Source organism: Phycisphaerales bacterium AB-hyl4 (assembly GCA_041821185.1).
Taxonomy (GTDB): domain Bacteria; phylum Planctomycetota; class Phycisphaerae; order Phycisphaerales; family Phycisphaeraceae; genus Natronomicrosphaera; species Natronomicrosphaera hydrolytica.
The window spans coordinates 14,089-28,604 of the sequence record JBGUBD010000020.1 but is presented as its reverse complement, the minus strand read 5'-3'; the positions used below and the strand labels follow the sequence as shown (position 1 = coordinate 28,604).

At 63.4% G+C, this 14,516-nt stretch carries 12 protein-coding genes and 2 pseudogenes; 5 read left to right on the top strand and 9 right to left on the bottom strand.

From position 1 onward, the window contains the following. The first annotated feature begins 357 nt into the window (after nt 1-357). The gene (locus ACERK3_19145) at nt 358-819 is read left to right on the top strand and encodes a hypothetical protein (protein MFA9480391.1); all 462 of its coding nucleotides are present in this window, start codon (nt 358-360) and stop codon (nt 817-819) included. Then, complete coding sequence (locus ACERK3_19140; protein MFA9480390.1) at nt 812-1,015, top strand: hypothetical protein; 204 nt, start codon at nt 812-814, stop codon at nt 1,013-1,015. The genes ACERK3_19145 and ACERK3_19140 overlap by 8 nt, the downstream gene beginning before the upstream one ends. Here the strand turns inward: ACERK3_19140 and ACERK3_19135 are convergent. After that, nucleotides 948-1,418 (bottom strand): DUF3592 domain-containing protein, encoded by a 471-nt coding sequence (locus tag ACERK3_19135; protein MFA9480389.1) that lies wholly within the window; start codon nt 1,416-1,418, stop codon nt 948-950. The two genes, ACERK3_19140 and ACERK3_19135, sit on opposite strands and share 68 nt — an antisense overlap. Nucleotides 1,419-1,782: 364 nt before the next feature. Here ACERK3_19135 and ACERK3_19130 point away from each other — a divergent pair. Beyond that, nucleotides 1,783-1,845: pseudogene (locus ACERK3_19130) on the top strand (hypothetical protein). 23 nt (nt 1,846-1,868) lie between these two features. On the opposite strand, the pseudogene ACERK3_19125 reads toward ACERK3_19130, so the two are convergent. From ACERK3_19125 to ACERK3_19110, 4 genes and pseudogenes are all read right to left on the bottom strand, one after another. Next, a pseudogene (locus ACERK3_19125) lies at nt 1,869-2,499 on the bottom strand (transposase). Between the two features lie 191 nt (nt 2,500-2,690). After that, a complete protein-coding gene (locus tag ACERK3_19120) occupies nt 2,691-4,403 on the bottom strand; it encodes a hypothetical protein (protein MFA9480388.1) in 1,713 nt (570 codons plus the stop codon). A 252-nt stretch (nt 4,404-4,655) separates the two neighbouring features. Further along, complete coding sequence (locus tag ACERK3_19115) at nt 4,656-5,360, bottom strand: hypothetical protein (GenBank protein ID MFA9480387.1); 705 nt, start codon at nt 5,358-5,360, stop codon at nt 4,656-4,658. Nucleotides 5,361-5,588: 228 nt separating this feature from the next. Next, entirely contained in the window at nt 5,589-5,711 is a 123-nt protein-coding gene (locus ACERK3_19110; GenBank protein ID MFA9480386.1) for a hypothetical protein, read from the bottom strand. Between the two features lie 294 nt (nt 5,712-6,005). Here ACERK3_19110 and ACERK3_19105 point away from each other — a divergent pair, with 294 nt between their 5' ends. Both ACERK3_19105 and ACERK3_19100 read left to right on the top strand, forming a co-directional pair. Next, the gene (locus tag ACERK3_19105; protein MFA9480385.1) at nt 6,006-6,731 is read left to right on the top strand and encodes a hypothetical protein; all 726 of its coding nucleotides are present in this window, start codon (nt 6,006-6,008) and stop codon (nt 6,729-6,731) included. After that, nucleotides 6,658-7,248, top strand: a complete 591-nt coding sequence (locus ACERK3_19100; protein ID MFA9480384.1) for a hypothetical protein — start codon at nt 6,658-6,660, stop codon at nt 7,246-7,248. The genes ACERK3_19105 and ACERK3_19100 overlap by 74 nt, the downstream gene beginning before the upstream one ends. Nucleotides 7,249-7,280: 32 nt before the next feature. Here the strand turns inward: ACERK3_19100 and ACERK3_19095 are convergent, their stop codons facing one another. Genes ACERK3_19095 through ACERK3_19080 form a run of 4 tightly spaced genes read right to left on the bottom strand, consistent with a single transcriptional unit; the run spans nt 7,281 to nt 14,506 of the window. Further along, nucleotides 7,281-13,259: a hypothetical protein gene (locus tag ACERK3_19095; protein ID MFA9480383.1), complete on the bottom strand. Its 5,979-nt coding sequence runs from the start codon at nt 13,257-13,259 to the stop codon at nt 7,281-7,283. Between the two features lie 10 nt (nt 13,260-13,269). Then, nucleotides 13,270-13,689: a hypothetical protein gene (locus tag ACERK3_19090; protein MFA9480382.1), complete on the bottom strand. Its 420-nt coding sequence runs from the start codon at nt 13,687-13,689 to the stop codon at nt 13,270-13,272. Next, a complete protein-coding gene (locus ACERK3_19085; protein ID MFA9480381.1) occupies nt 13,686-14,138 on the bottom strand; it encodes a hypothetical protein in 453 nt (150 codons plus the stop codon). The genes ACERK3_19090 and ACERK3_19085 overlap by 4 nt, the downstream gene beginning before the upstream one ends. A gap of 41 nt (nt 14,139-14,179) precedes the next feature. Beyond that, nucleotides 14,180-14,506 (bottom strand): hypothetical protein, encoded by a 327-nt coding sequence (locus tag ACERK3_19080; protein MFA9480380.1) that lies wholly within the window; start codon nt 14,504-14,506, stop codon nt 14,180-14,182. Nucleotides 14,507-14,516 lie beyond the last annotated feature (10 nt).

Genomic DNA, 14,516 nt, shown 5'->3' with positions numbered 1-14,516 from the left:
ATCACTTCCGAACAAAGCCGTAATTTGAGCATCAATGCTTTGCGGCCAGTATATCGGCTGGGGACCATGGCGGGGATCGCCTCGGGGCCGTGTTCTTTCAGCGATACGGGGCCAAGCTCCGCCTTAAACCGCTGCCGAAAAGTCTATGCACGTTGTCGAGACGGAAAGGCCGGCGCATGCGCATGTCTCGCCGCGCGAAACAGCCACGCTTGCACAGCTTCGGGGGGCCGACGTTGCCGCATCAGCTTCGCGAACACCTCCTGCACCACATCCGCCGCCGCCGCATCGAGCCATTGCCGCACATAAAGCACCAGCGCCGGAGCAAACCGACCGTACCTTGATGAGCAAGGCCAGCCCATGCCGCCCACTGAAGCCCCGAAATCCTGCAAGGTACCCGTCGAGCAGATCGGCGAGGACGGCCAGGTGGTGGGGTGGTATCCGAGCATTGTCGAAGCCAGCGAGGCCATGGGGCTACAAGGCAAAGGCATCGGCCAGGCCATCGCGAAGGGCTACCGGGCCGCCGGCTACCACTGGCGAAAAGCAACCAGCCCGCCGGCCGAGCCCCTACCCGAAGCACCGCCCCCGCCACACCCGCACACCACCCGCCCCGGCTACATTACCCAGGTGGAGAAGCTCGACGACGAGGGCAACGTGGTGGGCCGCTTCGAGAGCTTGGCCCAGGCGAGCCGGGAAACCAACGTGCCAAAGCAGTGCATCGCCAATGCCGTGCACCGGGGCCACCGCACCGCCGGCTATCACTGGCGACGAATCGGGCCAGTTAAGCACCCGCGCCGTGGTGGTGAAAGTGGGGATGAATGATGATCCGCCGCGCCCCATCCTCGCCGCCATCCTGCTGACCACCGGCAGGGGGCTGGCCGCCGCTTCACTCACCGCCAGCTGGTGGATGGCTGACGACCGCCAGGCGCTGGGGGCTGTACTGGTTCACCCTATAGCCTCTCCCCTTGGCGGTAGGCCCACACAAACCAACCGCCAGCCCCGAGCCACATCGTCATGAAAATCACGACTCCCGACCACTGCACGTCCCACGGATCGCCGGGGTCCACAACGGATTTCCCGGGCCGCCGTGGGTTGTAACGGATCGTGAGCGTATCGCCCTCTTCGTATCGCTCCGCTCGTCTATAGTCGTTGCTAGTGATCGCACCATAATTCCACCGATCGCCAATGTAGGCATTTCCGTCGACTTCATACCGGTACGTAATGCTAAGCCGATAACTAACCGGAGTGTGGGTCCGAGCGATTCCGGTGCGGACCGACTCGATCTGCGCCGTCGTTTCGGGCCACCTGTTTGCCTGCCACTGACTCCAGCTTTGCGCCAAAATGATCACTACCGCAATGAACCCAAAGGCACAAAGAAAGCCACTGAAACCTAACACAGGGCCGCGATTCTTGAGAGCCATTAAATCCCCCGTGCAGATATGCGATGGTGGTTTGTGTGGTGGGCCATCATACCAGACGAGGGCCGCGACGTCGGCCCGCGTGCCCATCGAGCACATGACAACCTCGAGCATACGCCGGCAAAGTGTGCTCGGCTTCCCGGTGTGCTGGGCGAGCATATCAGCAGGCCGACGCCCCGGACCGGCAGTGTGCCGATGTAGCACATGAGCAGCCGTCGGCCTGTTGACCTGCCCCCATGGTTTGTACCACCTCTATGTTAGAGCGCATCCCGCAGCTTCGTAGCGCGTTTGGCGCTTGTTAGGCCTTGCGCGATTCGGCCTGTGGCCGTAGGTTGACGGCCAGCCCATCCCGGCTGGGAGTCGACGCATGGAAGCCATGAGCCTCGGCGAACGCAGGCGGATTATCACGCTCTACCAACAAGGCTGGTCCACGTCGCGCATCGCCACCGCCCTGGGCCGAAGCCGAATGCATGAACCATCATGCAACCACAACCGGCCGCGTTTGGGCTGTTTCTTCGGGACTTTCAAGCCTTCACGCCGCCAGATCCGTTCCACACGTTTATGGTTCACCCACCAGCCTTCCCGTCGCAACAACCCGTGAATCATGCGATAACCATATCGGCCGAACATCGACGCCAACGCGATGATCCGACGCGTCAGCGGCGCTTCATCATCGCGAACCGTCGGCAGATAACGCTGCGTCGCCCGCGGCTGATTCAACAACTTGCACGCCCGCCTCTGCGAGACCGCAAAGCGATCCGTCAACACATCGACCGCTTCACGCTTCTTGCGCGGGCTCAGAAGTTTCCCTCCGCTACCTCCTGCAACATCTGCTTGTCCAGGCTCAAGTCCGCCACCAACTTCTTGAGCCGCCCCCGGAAGCGTTCTCCTTCTCCAGTTCCTTCAGCCGCTTCGCCTGATCCAGCTTCATCCCGCCGTACTCTTTCCGCCAGCGGTAATACGTCTGCTCCGAGACTTCTTCACGACGAGCCGCCTGCTCAGCCGTCATGCCCGAGTTGATGTGAACTTCGATTGCACGAAGCTTGCCGATGATCTGTTCCGCCGTGTAACGCTTCCTGGCCATGTGAATCCTGCCTTTCCCAAATGCGCCCAGCATTGCGAAATGCTCGCATATTTCCTGGACTGGTTATTCGGGGGCAGGGCAGGTGGGGGCGTCAGTTATCACACGCTGCTCCGGTTGTGGTCCGACGAGGGATGGTTTTGCTTGAGCCACGTCGTCGCCGAGGCGCGCCTCGGCCCGCGGGTCGCGTGCGTTCACGGCTGAGCCATCGCCTCGATTTTGACGTGGAACCGTTCCGGCGTCAGCTCACTTGCCGTGATAAGCAGTCGAAGGTCAGCAGCGTGATGCGTACTGAAGCTCGTCCAGGGCCGGGGCGGCTCGTGCGGTGTGTTGCTGCTGCTGCCGTGGGGCTGGCGAAGCGTGAGGGTGAAGACACCTTGGGGCACCGTACTTGGCTCCACGACGACAGCATGCCGCTGCACGCCACTATTGCTTGCCACGTAGTACAGCACAGGCTCGCCCAGGCCGACTTCTGTTTCGACCGTCGCACCAGGCGTCAGACGATGGAAGCCGCCAGCGTCGAGGTCCGCCGGCAAAAACGAAGGGATGCGCCAATTCTGATCGCCCGTGATTTCCCGTCCGAGCCGTTGGATGTCCTGCGTGGTGGCATGCTCACTCAGGCCCGTCATGACCATGACGCGCTGCAGGGCGTGCATGGCAGGCTCCGTGTTGTCCTGGCGGTAATGATGTCGGCCCAACTCGATCAGTACGCGTGGATCACGCGTGTCCATGTTCGCCGCCATCTCGAAGTACCGTTCGCGCTGGGCTCGGGTCATGTGGCGACTGAACATCAGCAGCGTGGACAGTGGCGCATGGTCCACCAGCAATGTGTCGACCGCTGCTTCCACGTCTGCCGGACTGAAGCGCTGCTGGTAATGAAACACCAGTTGCTGGCGTGTGCCGGAGCGTTCCTTGCCGGAGGCGGGCATGACAGGTGTGAGTACATTCAACGTCTCGTTGCCTCGCGTGGCCTGGACGAACGACAGCACGTCGGGGCGATCATGGTCGTCGGTAACGATGGTCCAGCCAGCCGCTTCAAGCAGGGCACGTTGGGCTTCGATGGCGTCGTCCGGCCGATCAACGACGGTTGCCCACATCGTGTCATGGTGCAGCAGCAAGCCCGGATTGCCGAGCGGCGGTACCCCGTCGGCAGCGATCAGCGGCAGGTCGGTCGCTAGGGGCGTTGCCTGGCCGTAGAAGGCATCGGGCAGGGCGGGCAACAGGCCTTGCTTGCCGGCCAGACTCGAAAGTTCCTTTCGCAGACCGTCAGCCAATTGCTCGGCGATACTGTTGATCGCGAGCGTATAGCGAGCCGCGGCGGTTTCGAGGCCGCGGGTGAGGCTGTGGTGGTTCAAGGTCGACCGCACCCGGAACCCGACCAGCGGAGGCGCATCCGGACGCATGGTGTGGTACCAGGCTCCCCACGGCTGCTGACCGCCTTCGAGTTTGATCTCCGCTTCCAGCGTTCGGCCCGTGGGAACGAAGCCGCGGATGTCATGGTCTGTCAGACTCAGTACGAAGTACAGATCGCCCCGAGGTGCGTCGGTCAGGGACCACTGCTCGGTGTCGATGTAGGTCACGCGGTCGACGAAGCTGAGGCTGATAAGTTCATCGCGCAGCCGTCGCCCGACCCGGCGCATGAGCGGGTGGTCGGAAGTATTGATCAGCACGATGTGCGACGCAGCGAGGCGGGCGTGCGAACTGGTGCCGCTGGTCGTGGCACGGGTGAAGGTGTTGCGAGCTTCAATCGCGCCGACCTGCATCTCCAGCTTCAAGGGGACCATCCCCTCGCCGTCCAGAGGCACGGTTACCAGCACGATCAGCAGCAACAGGGCCGTCGCGATCGTGACGGCCAGCGGTTTCTTGAGTCGACGAAAGGCTTGAGTCCGCCGTTTAGCTTTGTCCATATGAGGTTCCCCCATGGATGTGTACGAGCATAGCGGCTTTGGCTTTCACATGCTGCGCCACGGCGGCGGAAGCGGTGAGCATCAGCCAAAGCATGTTGTGCGAGTGGGTCGCTCCGCCCGAGCTCGCCCTGCAGCCCTTCGGCGACGATGCAAACACCGAACGGTCCAGGCGGAGAACCGCCAGTTCCGCCCGCTTGAGTTGCTATCGAAACAGATGGTCAGGAAGTGATTGTTCGTCATGAAACACGGACGTTACATCACTTGGCCTGTACAGGCCTGCACTGCATACTCGCGCACCCAGTCCGGTGCCTTGCGCATTTTGAGAAACCGGTCAATGATCCGCTTGCATGCTTGTGGATGATAGTGCTGGATGTGCCCCAAACCATGTAACGCGCTCATCATGCACGTGCTGGTGCGACTCTTGAGGGCGATGTTTTCCAGAACCATAAGCCCGGGCTGCACGAGGTGCGGATACTGGTCTTTGAACATCACGGCCCCTTCGATGCAGTCCATGTCCCAGATCATGTGCACCGCAATATCGACCTTGAGCGTATTAATGTAATCCCCGTCAGGATCAGAACCCCGCTTGCAGCAGATACGATCGAAAAGGCGCAGGTATAGCGATTCGACCGACTTGATGCATGCCACCTGCATCGGCTTGTCGACCTTGTCACGCACCACGTGAAAGTAGCTCGACGCAACCCCGAATATAAACCAGACCCCGTCAGCGATCTGATCATCGGTGTATCCATCTGCGAGGGAGTCGGAATTACCAAAGAGTCTGACGATGTAGTCCGCCAGAACCGATGAATCGAAGCCCAGGAATCGCGTTTCCCGCTCCGCGCATGCGTCGTGATCGGAACCCTTGAAATCCTCATGAAAATCCCGGTATCCCTGCGTGAAGCAGTAGTGGACCCATTCCTCGAAGGTCGGTGTGTCTGGAATGGCGTCGGACATGGCCACAGATTCTACGAGGATAAGAAAACGAGCGATGCCTGATCCCTTCCGCAAAGTTCAAGCCAGCGACCGCCTCCACATCTCGGCCGCTTTGTCCTGTTGCTGGAGCCGCTCAAGGCCGGGACGATATCCGTGTGATGCTCAGCGATGTGAGGTGTGGCCTGCATCCATGTTGGATACGAGCAGCAGGGCTTCGCCGACATCGCTGCGTCCGGCTTGGCAGCTGCTTTAGCCAGTCGCCGGCCAGCGTGTGCCATGCGCCGGCACGTGCCGGTCGAGCCAGTCGGCGAGGCGGTCCCAGTGCGGCCGGGGCAGGTCGTCTGCGTGTTCGACAGCCTTGGGGTACGTCACCCAATGTCCATTACCCGGAGAAGCGCGTCATGACGACAGTGTACGATGCAGTTGAGGTGGAGTGCAGTGAATTTTGGCGGTGAAAAACCGTTGGTGTTCCCCCTTCATCCGGGCATAATGGAAATCAAACCCGCGTGATCCCGGGCCGGGCTTGACTGTCCTTACTATTCGCGTCCCGTCATCATTCATTCCAAGCCTGATCCGGAAACTGGTCAACGTCGTGCTCGTGTCGTGGCTGTTCGCGCAGCACATGCCGAGACGTCAATTGCTGTCCGTTTAACCGGAGGCAGGCTCATGTCCACGATGGAATCCGATGTTTCGCTTCGTGACAGTGGTTCAAGCCGCAGCGCCATGGTGCAACAACTGGTGGCGAGCAACCCGTTCTATCTGCTCAGTGGGGTATGCCTGTTCGCCGGCTGTTTTCTTGTGTCGACGGCGTTGCGGGAAGAACGCGACCAGCTTGGTCCGGTGCTGGCGCTGTTTGGCGTGGTGACATTGTACGAGTGGCTGGTGCTGGGGCTGGGGTTGCTGCTGGTGGCGCGACGGGGCCTGACGCGCGACGGCGGCTACCTGCTGCTGCTGGCGGTCCTGCTGCTGGCCGACGGCACGTTTGTCTATAACGAACTGGCGACGATGAGGGCCGGCGTGGGCGGGGCCGTGAATGCTTCGGCCGTGGTGCTGGGCCTGGTGAAGGTGGCGCTGATTGCGCACGTGCTTGGCGTGCGGCTGGCGGCTCCGCAGTGGGCGGTGCTGACGCTGAACCTGACAGTGCTGATGGCGATGCCGCTGGTGTTTCGCACGCTGGCACAGGCCGAGGCGCTGAGCACGCCGGTGTTTCACGGGATCTGGTGGGCGGCGGGGGTGTGGCTGGCACTGCAGGCGCTGGCCTGGCGGATCGGTATCGGGTCCTGCCGGGCTGACGTCGCTGGATGGGTTGCGCTGCTTGATGCACCGGGCAATCGTGTTCGTGCCGGCGGTGTCAGTGCTGGTGCATGTGGGCGCGGGGCACTTTGTCTATGACGTGCCGTTTCATGTGGTGCACTTTTCCCCCGTGCTGCTGGGGCTGGCGGTGGTCGTGGCAGTGGTGATGCGTGAGCGTGAGCCGGCGTGCCGGTTCGTTTTCGTGCTCGGGCTGGCGGCGCTGGCGTGCGCTTGGATGGTTCCGGGGTCACTGGTCATGGACGGGCTGTGGCCAGCGGAGTGGACGCTTTCGCCATTGCGCATTGCATTGACCGTGGCGGCGTTGATCTGGATGGCCACGGCCTGGCGGCACCGAGGCGGATGGCTGTGGCTGCCGGCTATCCTGTCGTTGGGACTGGCGACCGCTGGCGCGACCCCACGCGACATGGTGGATCGTTTGAGCCAATGGGGAGCATGGCTACGCGACACGCCAGGCTCCCTGCTGCCGGCCTCGCTGTTGCAGTGGGGGATGGTGATGCTCGGGTTCGCCTTTTTTCTCCTCGTGGTCGGCGGTATCGTCAGCCTGCGAAAACCTGCGTCGACTTCAGTGCACAGACGACCGGGTGAGGAAAGCTAGGTCGGTGAAGGTTGATGCCCTAAAGATTACGGTTAAACATCCCATCGCTTGAGTTGTTCCAAGCCCTCCAGCACGCGCTGGCGGCGATGTTCGAACGTTGCGAAAAGGAACAGGATCATCGTGCCAAGGCCGATGCCGGCGACGTACCAGATCCAGACCCAGCCGAGATTGGCAGAGGCGTGATAAAGGATCGTCAACAGTGCGAGCACCAGGAATCCGCACCCGGTGAAGAGGAATGATTGCACGCGCAGCACAATGCCGAGCATCACCCCCGCCACCGACAATCCGGCGAGCACCAGCGGTAGCCAGGGGTTGGTCGCCACTCCCTGGATGAACATTTCCGCTGTTGAGGAGAGGTAGACGAGGCTGAGGCAGGTATAGCGGATCGCGCCCATCTGCTGCGGCATGAGATGGGCGCGATTGAGGTACGCGGCGACGAGGACGGAGAGGGCGACCGGGATGAGCCACAACTGTGGGTGATCGAATAAGGCATACTCCCCCGTCTGGTGGAGCACATACCAGAGTGCGCCATTGGCGGCGATGGCGGCGAGCACCCCCAGGCGGAACGATCGACGATTGGACGCCATCACGCCGTAGAACAGGCCGACGACCAGCAGCAGCCCTGAAAAGTGGATGTGTGTATCCGTCGCCCAGAAGCCAAGCACGGGCAGCAGTGGCAGGAACATGGCGGTTCGGGACAAGGGCTCGGCCAGCACGGTCAGTCGACGTCGACGGAACCACGCCCCCAGCCCCACGCCCAGGAACGCCATCGCCATCACCAGCAGCGGCCAATAAGGTTCGAACACGCCCGTGAACAGCCAGGGCAGGGTGAGTCGGATATGCACGAAGATCAGGGCGACGAGCATCTCCGCGGCATAGACGTACACAACGCGTCGGTGGTCGGGTAGGCGGAGCGGGTCATGCCGAGCCGACACCGCCCAGAACAGGCTGATGACGGCGGCACTGGCAAGCGTCAGCACGACGCCCACCACGACGACCGTCGGCAGCAGGACCTCGCCGCCCAGAACGTACTGCGCGCCTTCGAGGCCCATCGTCGCAGCGAGTGCGAGGCCGGCGGCGGGCAGCAGAACGTATATCAGGTTGCGGATCGCGATTGACCAGGGCGAGTCGGCGGGAAGCAGACGAAACAGCCCGACGCTGTAGACGGCGGTGGTCGCCACAACGGCGAACATCGTCACGGCGGTGTACTGCACCATCTGACTGTAGATGTCGTCGGGTGCGATCCACGCCCAGCCCCACAGCACCGCACTTAGCACGCCGAGACCGAGGGCAAGGTGGTGGACCGGCCCCGCGACGCCGTGCGCCAGCATCGCAAAGCTGCCGGCAAGCAGGAAAGGTCCGACCGTCGCCGACACGCGCCATGCGAGTGCGCCGATCGGGCTCGCGCCGGCCGGTGGCGTGATGTCGCCGATCACGATGCGAAGCAGGATCACCATTTGCGCCAGCGTCATGACCGCCATGGCAGCGAGAAGCCAGCGGCGCGGATTGGCCGGTTGAGCCACCATGCCCATTCGTTGCAGGAAGGGCGTCCATCGTCGTCGGCTCGTCCACAGGGCACCACTGAGCAGACCGAGGCCACCGAGGCAGATGACAGCGATCCACGCCAGCCACGCCGCGCCCGGACGCGCGAGATCTACGACCAGCACCACGGCCGACAGCAACAGCACCCATAATCCATGCGAAGCGTAGCCACCGCGTACATCCCAAAGACACAGGCTTGCCAGGCTCATCGCCACCAGCAGCGCGCCGCCATGCAGCGCAATCCAGGCGGTTGGCTCGATCGTGGGGCCAAGGACACGCAGCAGGACGAGGAAAACGACCGCCATCACGCCCATCGCCGCTGTGGCAAGATGGACGATCGGCAACTCGGCAGCACCGGGACCGTTCGCCTCATCAAAGTTGTCCTCAGCCGATTCGGTGACCTGCCGTTCGATAACGAAGCTCAGGATGGCCGCGGGCAGCAACGTGATCACCTGCACGGCCAGAAAGCCCGTCCACCACACCTGCGGCGTGGCTTGTCCCGGGCCCCAATGTCGGAGCCAGAGCAGCGCCGTCGCCGCGTTCAGAAGCAGGAGGCCGGCCCAGAGATAAGACATCGGTGGATCGCCGGCTTCGCGCAGGGCGCTTCGAGGTGATCGCTTTAACAGAGCGATGGCCAGCATCAGCGTGGCGACGCCACCCACCGGCCCAGCCGCCCACCACACTGCCGCCTGTTCAAAGCCCAACTCACTCCATACGCCTCGCACCGCGAGCGCAGCAGAAAGAGCCGCCAGCACCACGATCCATCGCATGATCGGCCGCGCGACCTGTTGCATGACGGCTTGCCCGCGATCATGAGGCGAAGCAATCATCATGCCCACTAACCCCACCCACGCCGCTGTCACCAGTGCGATCACTAACGTCCTGTAGCCCGCGGCTGGGTTCAATCCGCACACGGTCAGGGTGATCAGCCAGACGCCTCCAGTGATGCCGGCAGCGATCACATGTGCTTTGGCGATCATGCCGCGGTGTCGAGTGAGCAGATAGATCGCTACAAACGTTGCGACACTTCCGACCCAGGCCCACCAATGACCCGCTGCGCCGATCAGGGGATGATCCGCGGTCGGCACGCGGAGCAGTAACCCGAGCGCAGGTACAAGGAACAGCAGCGCCAGAGTGATGGCGGTCGCCGTTTGTGCAGTCAGCCAGGACGAGCCTTGTCGATTGGCGAACTCGCCATCGGGCGTCAGGCTGCTACGCGGCACGATGTACGTCATCACACTTGCCCAGCCGAGCGCGAAGAAGCCGCTCCAGATCACGTTCAGTTGAATCAGGTGAATCAGCGTCAGGCCGGTGAACGGCTGGTCAACGCTGGCCAGATGGAGCAGATAGCCCAGGCTGATTGCCAGGTTGCCCACCAGTCCGCCGGCATAGGCATAGCCACCCCGCCGCTCACGCACCGCATGTCCGACCAGCACCAGCGACAGACACGCCAGCGGTATGGCGTAAGCCGGCAGGGGGCCCATCCGCCCGAAAAGGGAGGTCGCCCCCGGCCCGGCCACTTCCAGCCCGAGCAGACTGCGACCTGCTGGTATCACGCTCAACGCCAGGATCGGCAGGCCGGCGATCACGAGCGAGAGGCCGCGCAGAAGCGAGATCTGGTGCGGATTGCCCCAGACGTCGCGGACGTCGTCGTTGAACAAACCACTAATGCGGTGGCCCAGCGGCCGGCGGACCCAGAGCAGAACCGCCACGAGCAGTACGAACACGGCCGCGCACCAGCGCAGCGCCGACGCCACGGCATGCGCTTCGATCCAATCGGCAGCGAGTAATGGCACCGCCGCGCTTGCAGTCAGCATGATGCCGACCGGCACGCAGGCGCTGATATGTCGTCTGCTGCCGAGCAGAATGAGTACGAGCGCCGCCGTGAGAACCCCAAGCAGCAGCCAGGCCTGCACGCCCAGCGCGGCGTGTAGTTGCGTGAAAGATGCGCCTGTGGGGCCGTTCGGTCGGACCCATTCCTGGCTGACGAAAGCGGTGATGCTTGTCCAACTCAGGCTGACGAGAAACAGCAGCAGCCCTGCGGTGAGCACATGGTCGAAGCCGATGGCTGTGCCCGTGGTCGGCCGAATCAGCATTGCTACGCGCTGTCCGATTCCGCTCAAGCCGTCTGACGGTCGTGGGGCGAGGCGAAACGCGTTGGGGTGCGTTTCAGGCGGCTGATCGTTGTCTTCATCGCGGGCTCGCGCGATTGGCATCATCAGTCGCAGACCCGCCCATATCACGGCCAGCACCGCAAGGCCAATGGCCTGACGCTGCAACAGTGTGAGATCGATTCGCCACGGCTCCGCATGCGCAGCGACATAGCAGAGCATCGCCGCGCCCAACGCCATCTGCCCGAGCGTCAACAGCAGCCGATTCGCACCTGGGCCGGCGAGCACGAGCCACACAACCGCGAGCCAGGTGAAGCGATAAGCCGTCGCCGACAGATGCTCCGGGTCGAGGCCGACCAGTAGCAGAACCGTCGCCGCGGCCGACCCGATCCACATGATCGTCGTGGTCGGCCCTTCGAAGACCGCCCACGTTCGGCCGTCGGCCCGCCACGCGACGACCATGCCCGCCGCGGCGAGCGTCGTCATCGCCAGCAGGCCGTCAGACCAACTCCACTGCAGGCTGTAGACGGTGAATTGCAGCGTGGCCACGCCAAGAAGAGCCGCCCCCGCCCACGTCGGCTGGCGCAACTGCAACCGCCAGCCGGCGAGCACCGCCAGCAGGCCGTACAACGCATAAATCGGCGACACCCACTGCGGATCATCCGCCCGCCCGAGACCATGCCAGCCGACGAGTGTCACGCTCGCCAGCACGGCCCCCAACGCCGGCAACAGGAGCCAGCGTCCGTGGGCCATCCACTGTCGACGGATCAACCACCCCGCAACAGCGAGCAGCGTGATCGCAGCGGGCACAAGTAACCGCCCGCTCAACCCCGAGAGCATCGCCGTCACCAGCGGCCCCGCATCCTCCACCGCCCAGCCCAGTTGCGGGTCGATCAGCACGAGCGCGATGAGTTGATAGGCCGCAAGTCCCAGTGCGCCCGCCAGCGCCATCGCTTCGGGTATGCGCAAGCGAAACGTCAGGGCGAACATCACACTGCCGGTCAACGTGACCGCCGACAGCAGATACCCCGGCTGCGGCCAGGCCAGTGCGATGCCCGCGCCCATGACCGCCAGCCCGAGCACGCCGATGGTGGTGCCCGTCACGCGCAGCCACGCCGGTTGTGCGTTCAAGCAGACGCGCCAGAAGTAAATCCCACTCGCAAGCGCCGGCAGGCCGTAGAGGCTGACGAGCGTGGACAGTCGCACGGTCAGCATTCGTGGCTCGCCGGCGAGGTGGACGAACAAGCCCAGCGCCACCGCCGTCGCAAAGGAACTCATCCCCAGCAACACCAGCAGCGACCTGCCGCGGCCAGCAGACAACCGCTTCCATCGCGACGCCCGCATCAGCGCGGCGGCGGTGATCCCGCCATACACCAACAGTGGCAGACCCGCGAGGGCGAACTGGGCGGGGAACGTCATCTCCGGCCCCGTGACCCGGCGCAGCACCAGTTGTGTTGCCGCCAGTCCCATAACCGCTCCCGTTATGTGCAGTGACCACCCGGGGGCGTAAACCGCAGCCGCTTTATAGAGCAGAAACGTGAACAGAATAATGCCCGCCGCCTCGATCCCCATGACGCGAATGTCGAACGTCGCGAGGTCCTGACCGAATCCGCTGATGAGCAGGAAGTTCAGCGGCACCAGCAGCGTTGCAATGATCAACATGCCCCGGCTGGTGGTGGGCAGCCGCCACTTGTGCTCCGCGTAAAGCCCGAAGCTAAAGAGGGCCGCCGAGATGGCTGTGAACAAACAGACCTGGGCGATCGGCAAACGCGCGATCTGCGACCACAGGCTGACCACCAGCGCCGCGGAACAGAAGACAATCAGCAGGCCGCCAACCAACTCGCCCCAGCGGATGTTCTTGTCTTCCATAAAACCGGCAAAGAGGTCGGCCAATCTCACTCGCGGCGGAGCGTCAGGTTGGGTTGCGGGCTCCGCCACGTCCGCGGTGGCAGCAGGGGCAGCCGGATGGAGGTATTCGGTCGCTTTTGGCGCATCGCGTGGCGATGCAGTTGCCTGGGGCGTCACCGGTGGTTCGAGCGGTTGCTCCCGAAGCGCATCGACTTCATCTACGGTGCGCTTGTCGGCAACTGACGGCTCGTCCATCGAGGGCGCGGCTTGATCCTCTCGCAGGGCGGCAACGATGGTGTTGAAGGTCGACTTGTCGAGTCGGCCCTTGATCATCAGGCGATTGAGTTGCCGCCGCGTGACGTCTCGTTCATTCGCGTCACGGTCGCGCTCGGCCCGCGGCGTGGCATTGGTAACCGCGCGCACGATGGCCGCCCCGGCCACCCAGATCGCATGCCCCAGCAGCGCCCAGACCGCCAGCCCCACCAACAACAGCAGCAGCGTTTCGAACAAGATGCATTCCCTACCGCAAGCGATCTATGGCAACGGAGGTCGGCGTCCAGCGCTCGTCGACCGGGGTGAGCACGACGATCTGCTGTACAAGCCCGTCGGCGTAGACTGCTTGGACGACGGCGGTACGTCGCTCGTCGGCTTCCGCAATCTCGACGGTGACATTCGCGTCTGCGTATAGAAGCGACGAAGGCAGCCTTACCGTGAGGCTACCGACGAAAGCGGGTTCGTCATCCAGTTTTGCTAACGCAGCCGCGCTACCCGCCAGCAGCAGCTGCCGACGCTGTGCTTCCACGTTGGCCTGCTGCGTACGCTGCGCCTCGAGCACGGTCAGCCGCGACAGGGTCATCACCGCCATCGACACGAAGATCAGCATGGCGACCGTGACCAGCGTGGCGAAGCCGGCAGTCTTCAGAGGGGCGCGGCGGATCATGGCTGCACCTCCAGCAGACGACGCTGGCTGACCAGCGTGGCCGATTGTTCGCCGATGTGCAGTTGCACGCTTGCACCTTGACCTTCAATCCGCACCGTCGGGCGGAAGGCGAAACGCATGGCGGTCCTGCTGTCCGGGTTGTCGTTGGTCTGGCGGGTGATCTGCGTCGCGGCCTGTCCATTGTCGTCTTCGTGCCGCGTGATCCGCCAGGTGATATACGGCTGCCGATCGCGCTCGATCATCAGATGGTTTGGCGAACTTACCTCGAAGCGCCCTGCCTCCCATACGTCCTGACGCAGGTGCCGGACGAACGCGTCGATCTGCATCACGTCCTGTTCCGTGCGTGATCCGTCGCGCGTGATCGTCATCGCCTGGCTGAACAGATGGCCGGCCAGGACCATGAACGCACCCAGCAGGGTCATGACCGCCAACGTCCCGATCAACGTCATGCCCTGGCACCGTCCGTTCGACTGGGAGAAAACTGGAGGCATCACGGCGCAACTCCTTCCGTCCGGACCGACGGCGGAACCCAGCCGTACAATGTCGCCGCCTGCCCCGCCCGCTCAACGCGCACCTCGACCCACGGGAGTGACTCATCCGTGATCGGCAACGCGTTGACCACCACGATGCTGTCCTCGTGCAGGGGCGAGGCCGGCCGACCCTGCTGCAAATCAGTGAGCACGTGCTCGGCTTCGTACACCAACTCCCGTTCCAGACCGAAGTACATCGCGCCGCGTTGCTGGTGGCCCGCGGCAACGGTGAGCACCGTGATCACCATGATGATCAACGTCAGGCCGAGCACGGCGTCCAGCAACATGAATCCTCGC

Bases quoted from the DNA above. Each gene is read 5' to 3' on its own strand.
- ACERK3_19115 (MFA9480387.1), bottom strand. From the start codon at position 5,360: ATGTCCGACGCCATTCCAGACACACCGACCTTCGAGGAATGGGTCCAC.
- ACERK3_19135 (MFA9480389.1), bottom strand. From the start codon at position 1,418: ATGGCTCTCAAGAATCGCGGCCCTGTGTTAGGTTTCAGTGGCTTTCTT.
- ACERK3_19090 (MFA9480382.1), bottom strand. From the start codon at position 13,689: ATGATCCGCCGCGCCCCTCTGAAGACTGCCGGCTTCGCCACGCTGGTC.
- ACERK3_19085 (MFA9480381.1), bottom strand. From the start codon at position 14,138: ATGACGTTGATCGGGACGTTGGCGGTCATGACCCTGCTGGGTGCGTTC.
- ACERK3_19120 (MFA9480388.1), bottom strand. From the start codon at position 4,403: ATGGACAAAGCTAAACGGCGGACTCAAGCCTTTCGTCGACTCAAGAAA.
- ACERK3_19100 (MFA9480384.1), top strand. From the start codon at position 6,658: ATGCACCGGGCAATCGTGTTCGTGCCGGCGGTGTCAGTGCTGGTGCAT.
- ACERK3_19080 (MFA9480380.1), bottom strand. From the start codon at position 14,506: ATGTTGCTGGACGCCGTGCTCGGCCTGACGTTGATCATCATGGTGATC.
- ACERK3_19140 (MFA9480390.1), top strand. From the start codon at position 812: ATGAATGATGATCCGCCGCGCCCCATCCTCGCCGCCATCCTGCTGACC.
- ACERK3_19105 (MFA9480385.1), top strand. From the start codon at position 6,006: ATGTCCACGATGGAATCCGATGTTTCGCTTCGTGACAGTGGTTCAAGC.
- ACERK3_19145 (MFA9480391.1), top strand. From the start codon at position 358: ATGCCGCCCACTGAAGCCCCGAAATCCTGCAAGGTACCCGTCGAGCAG.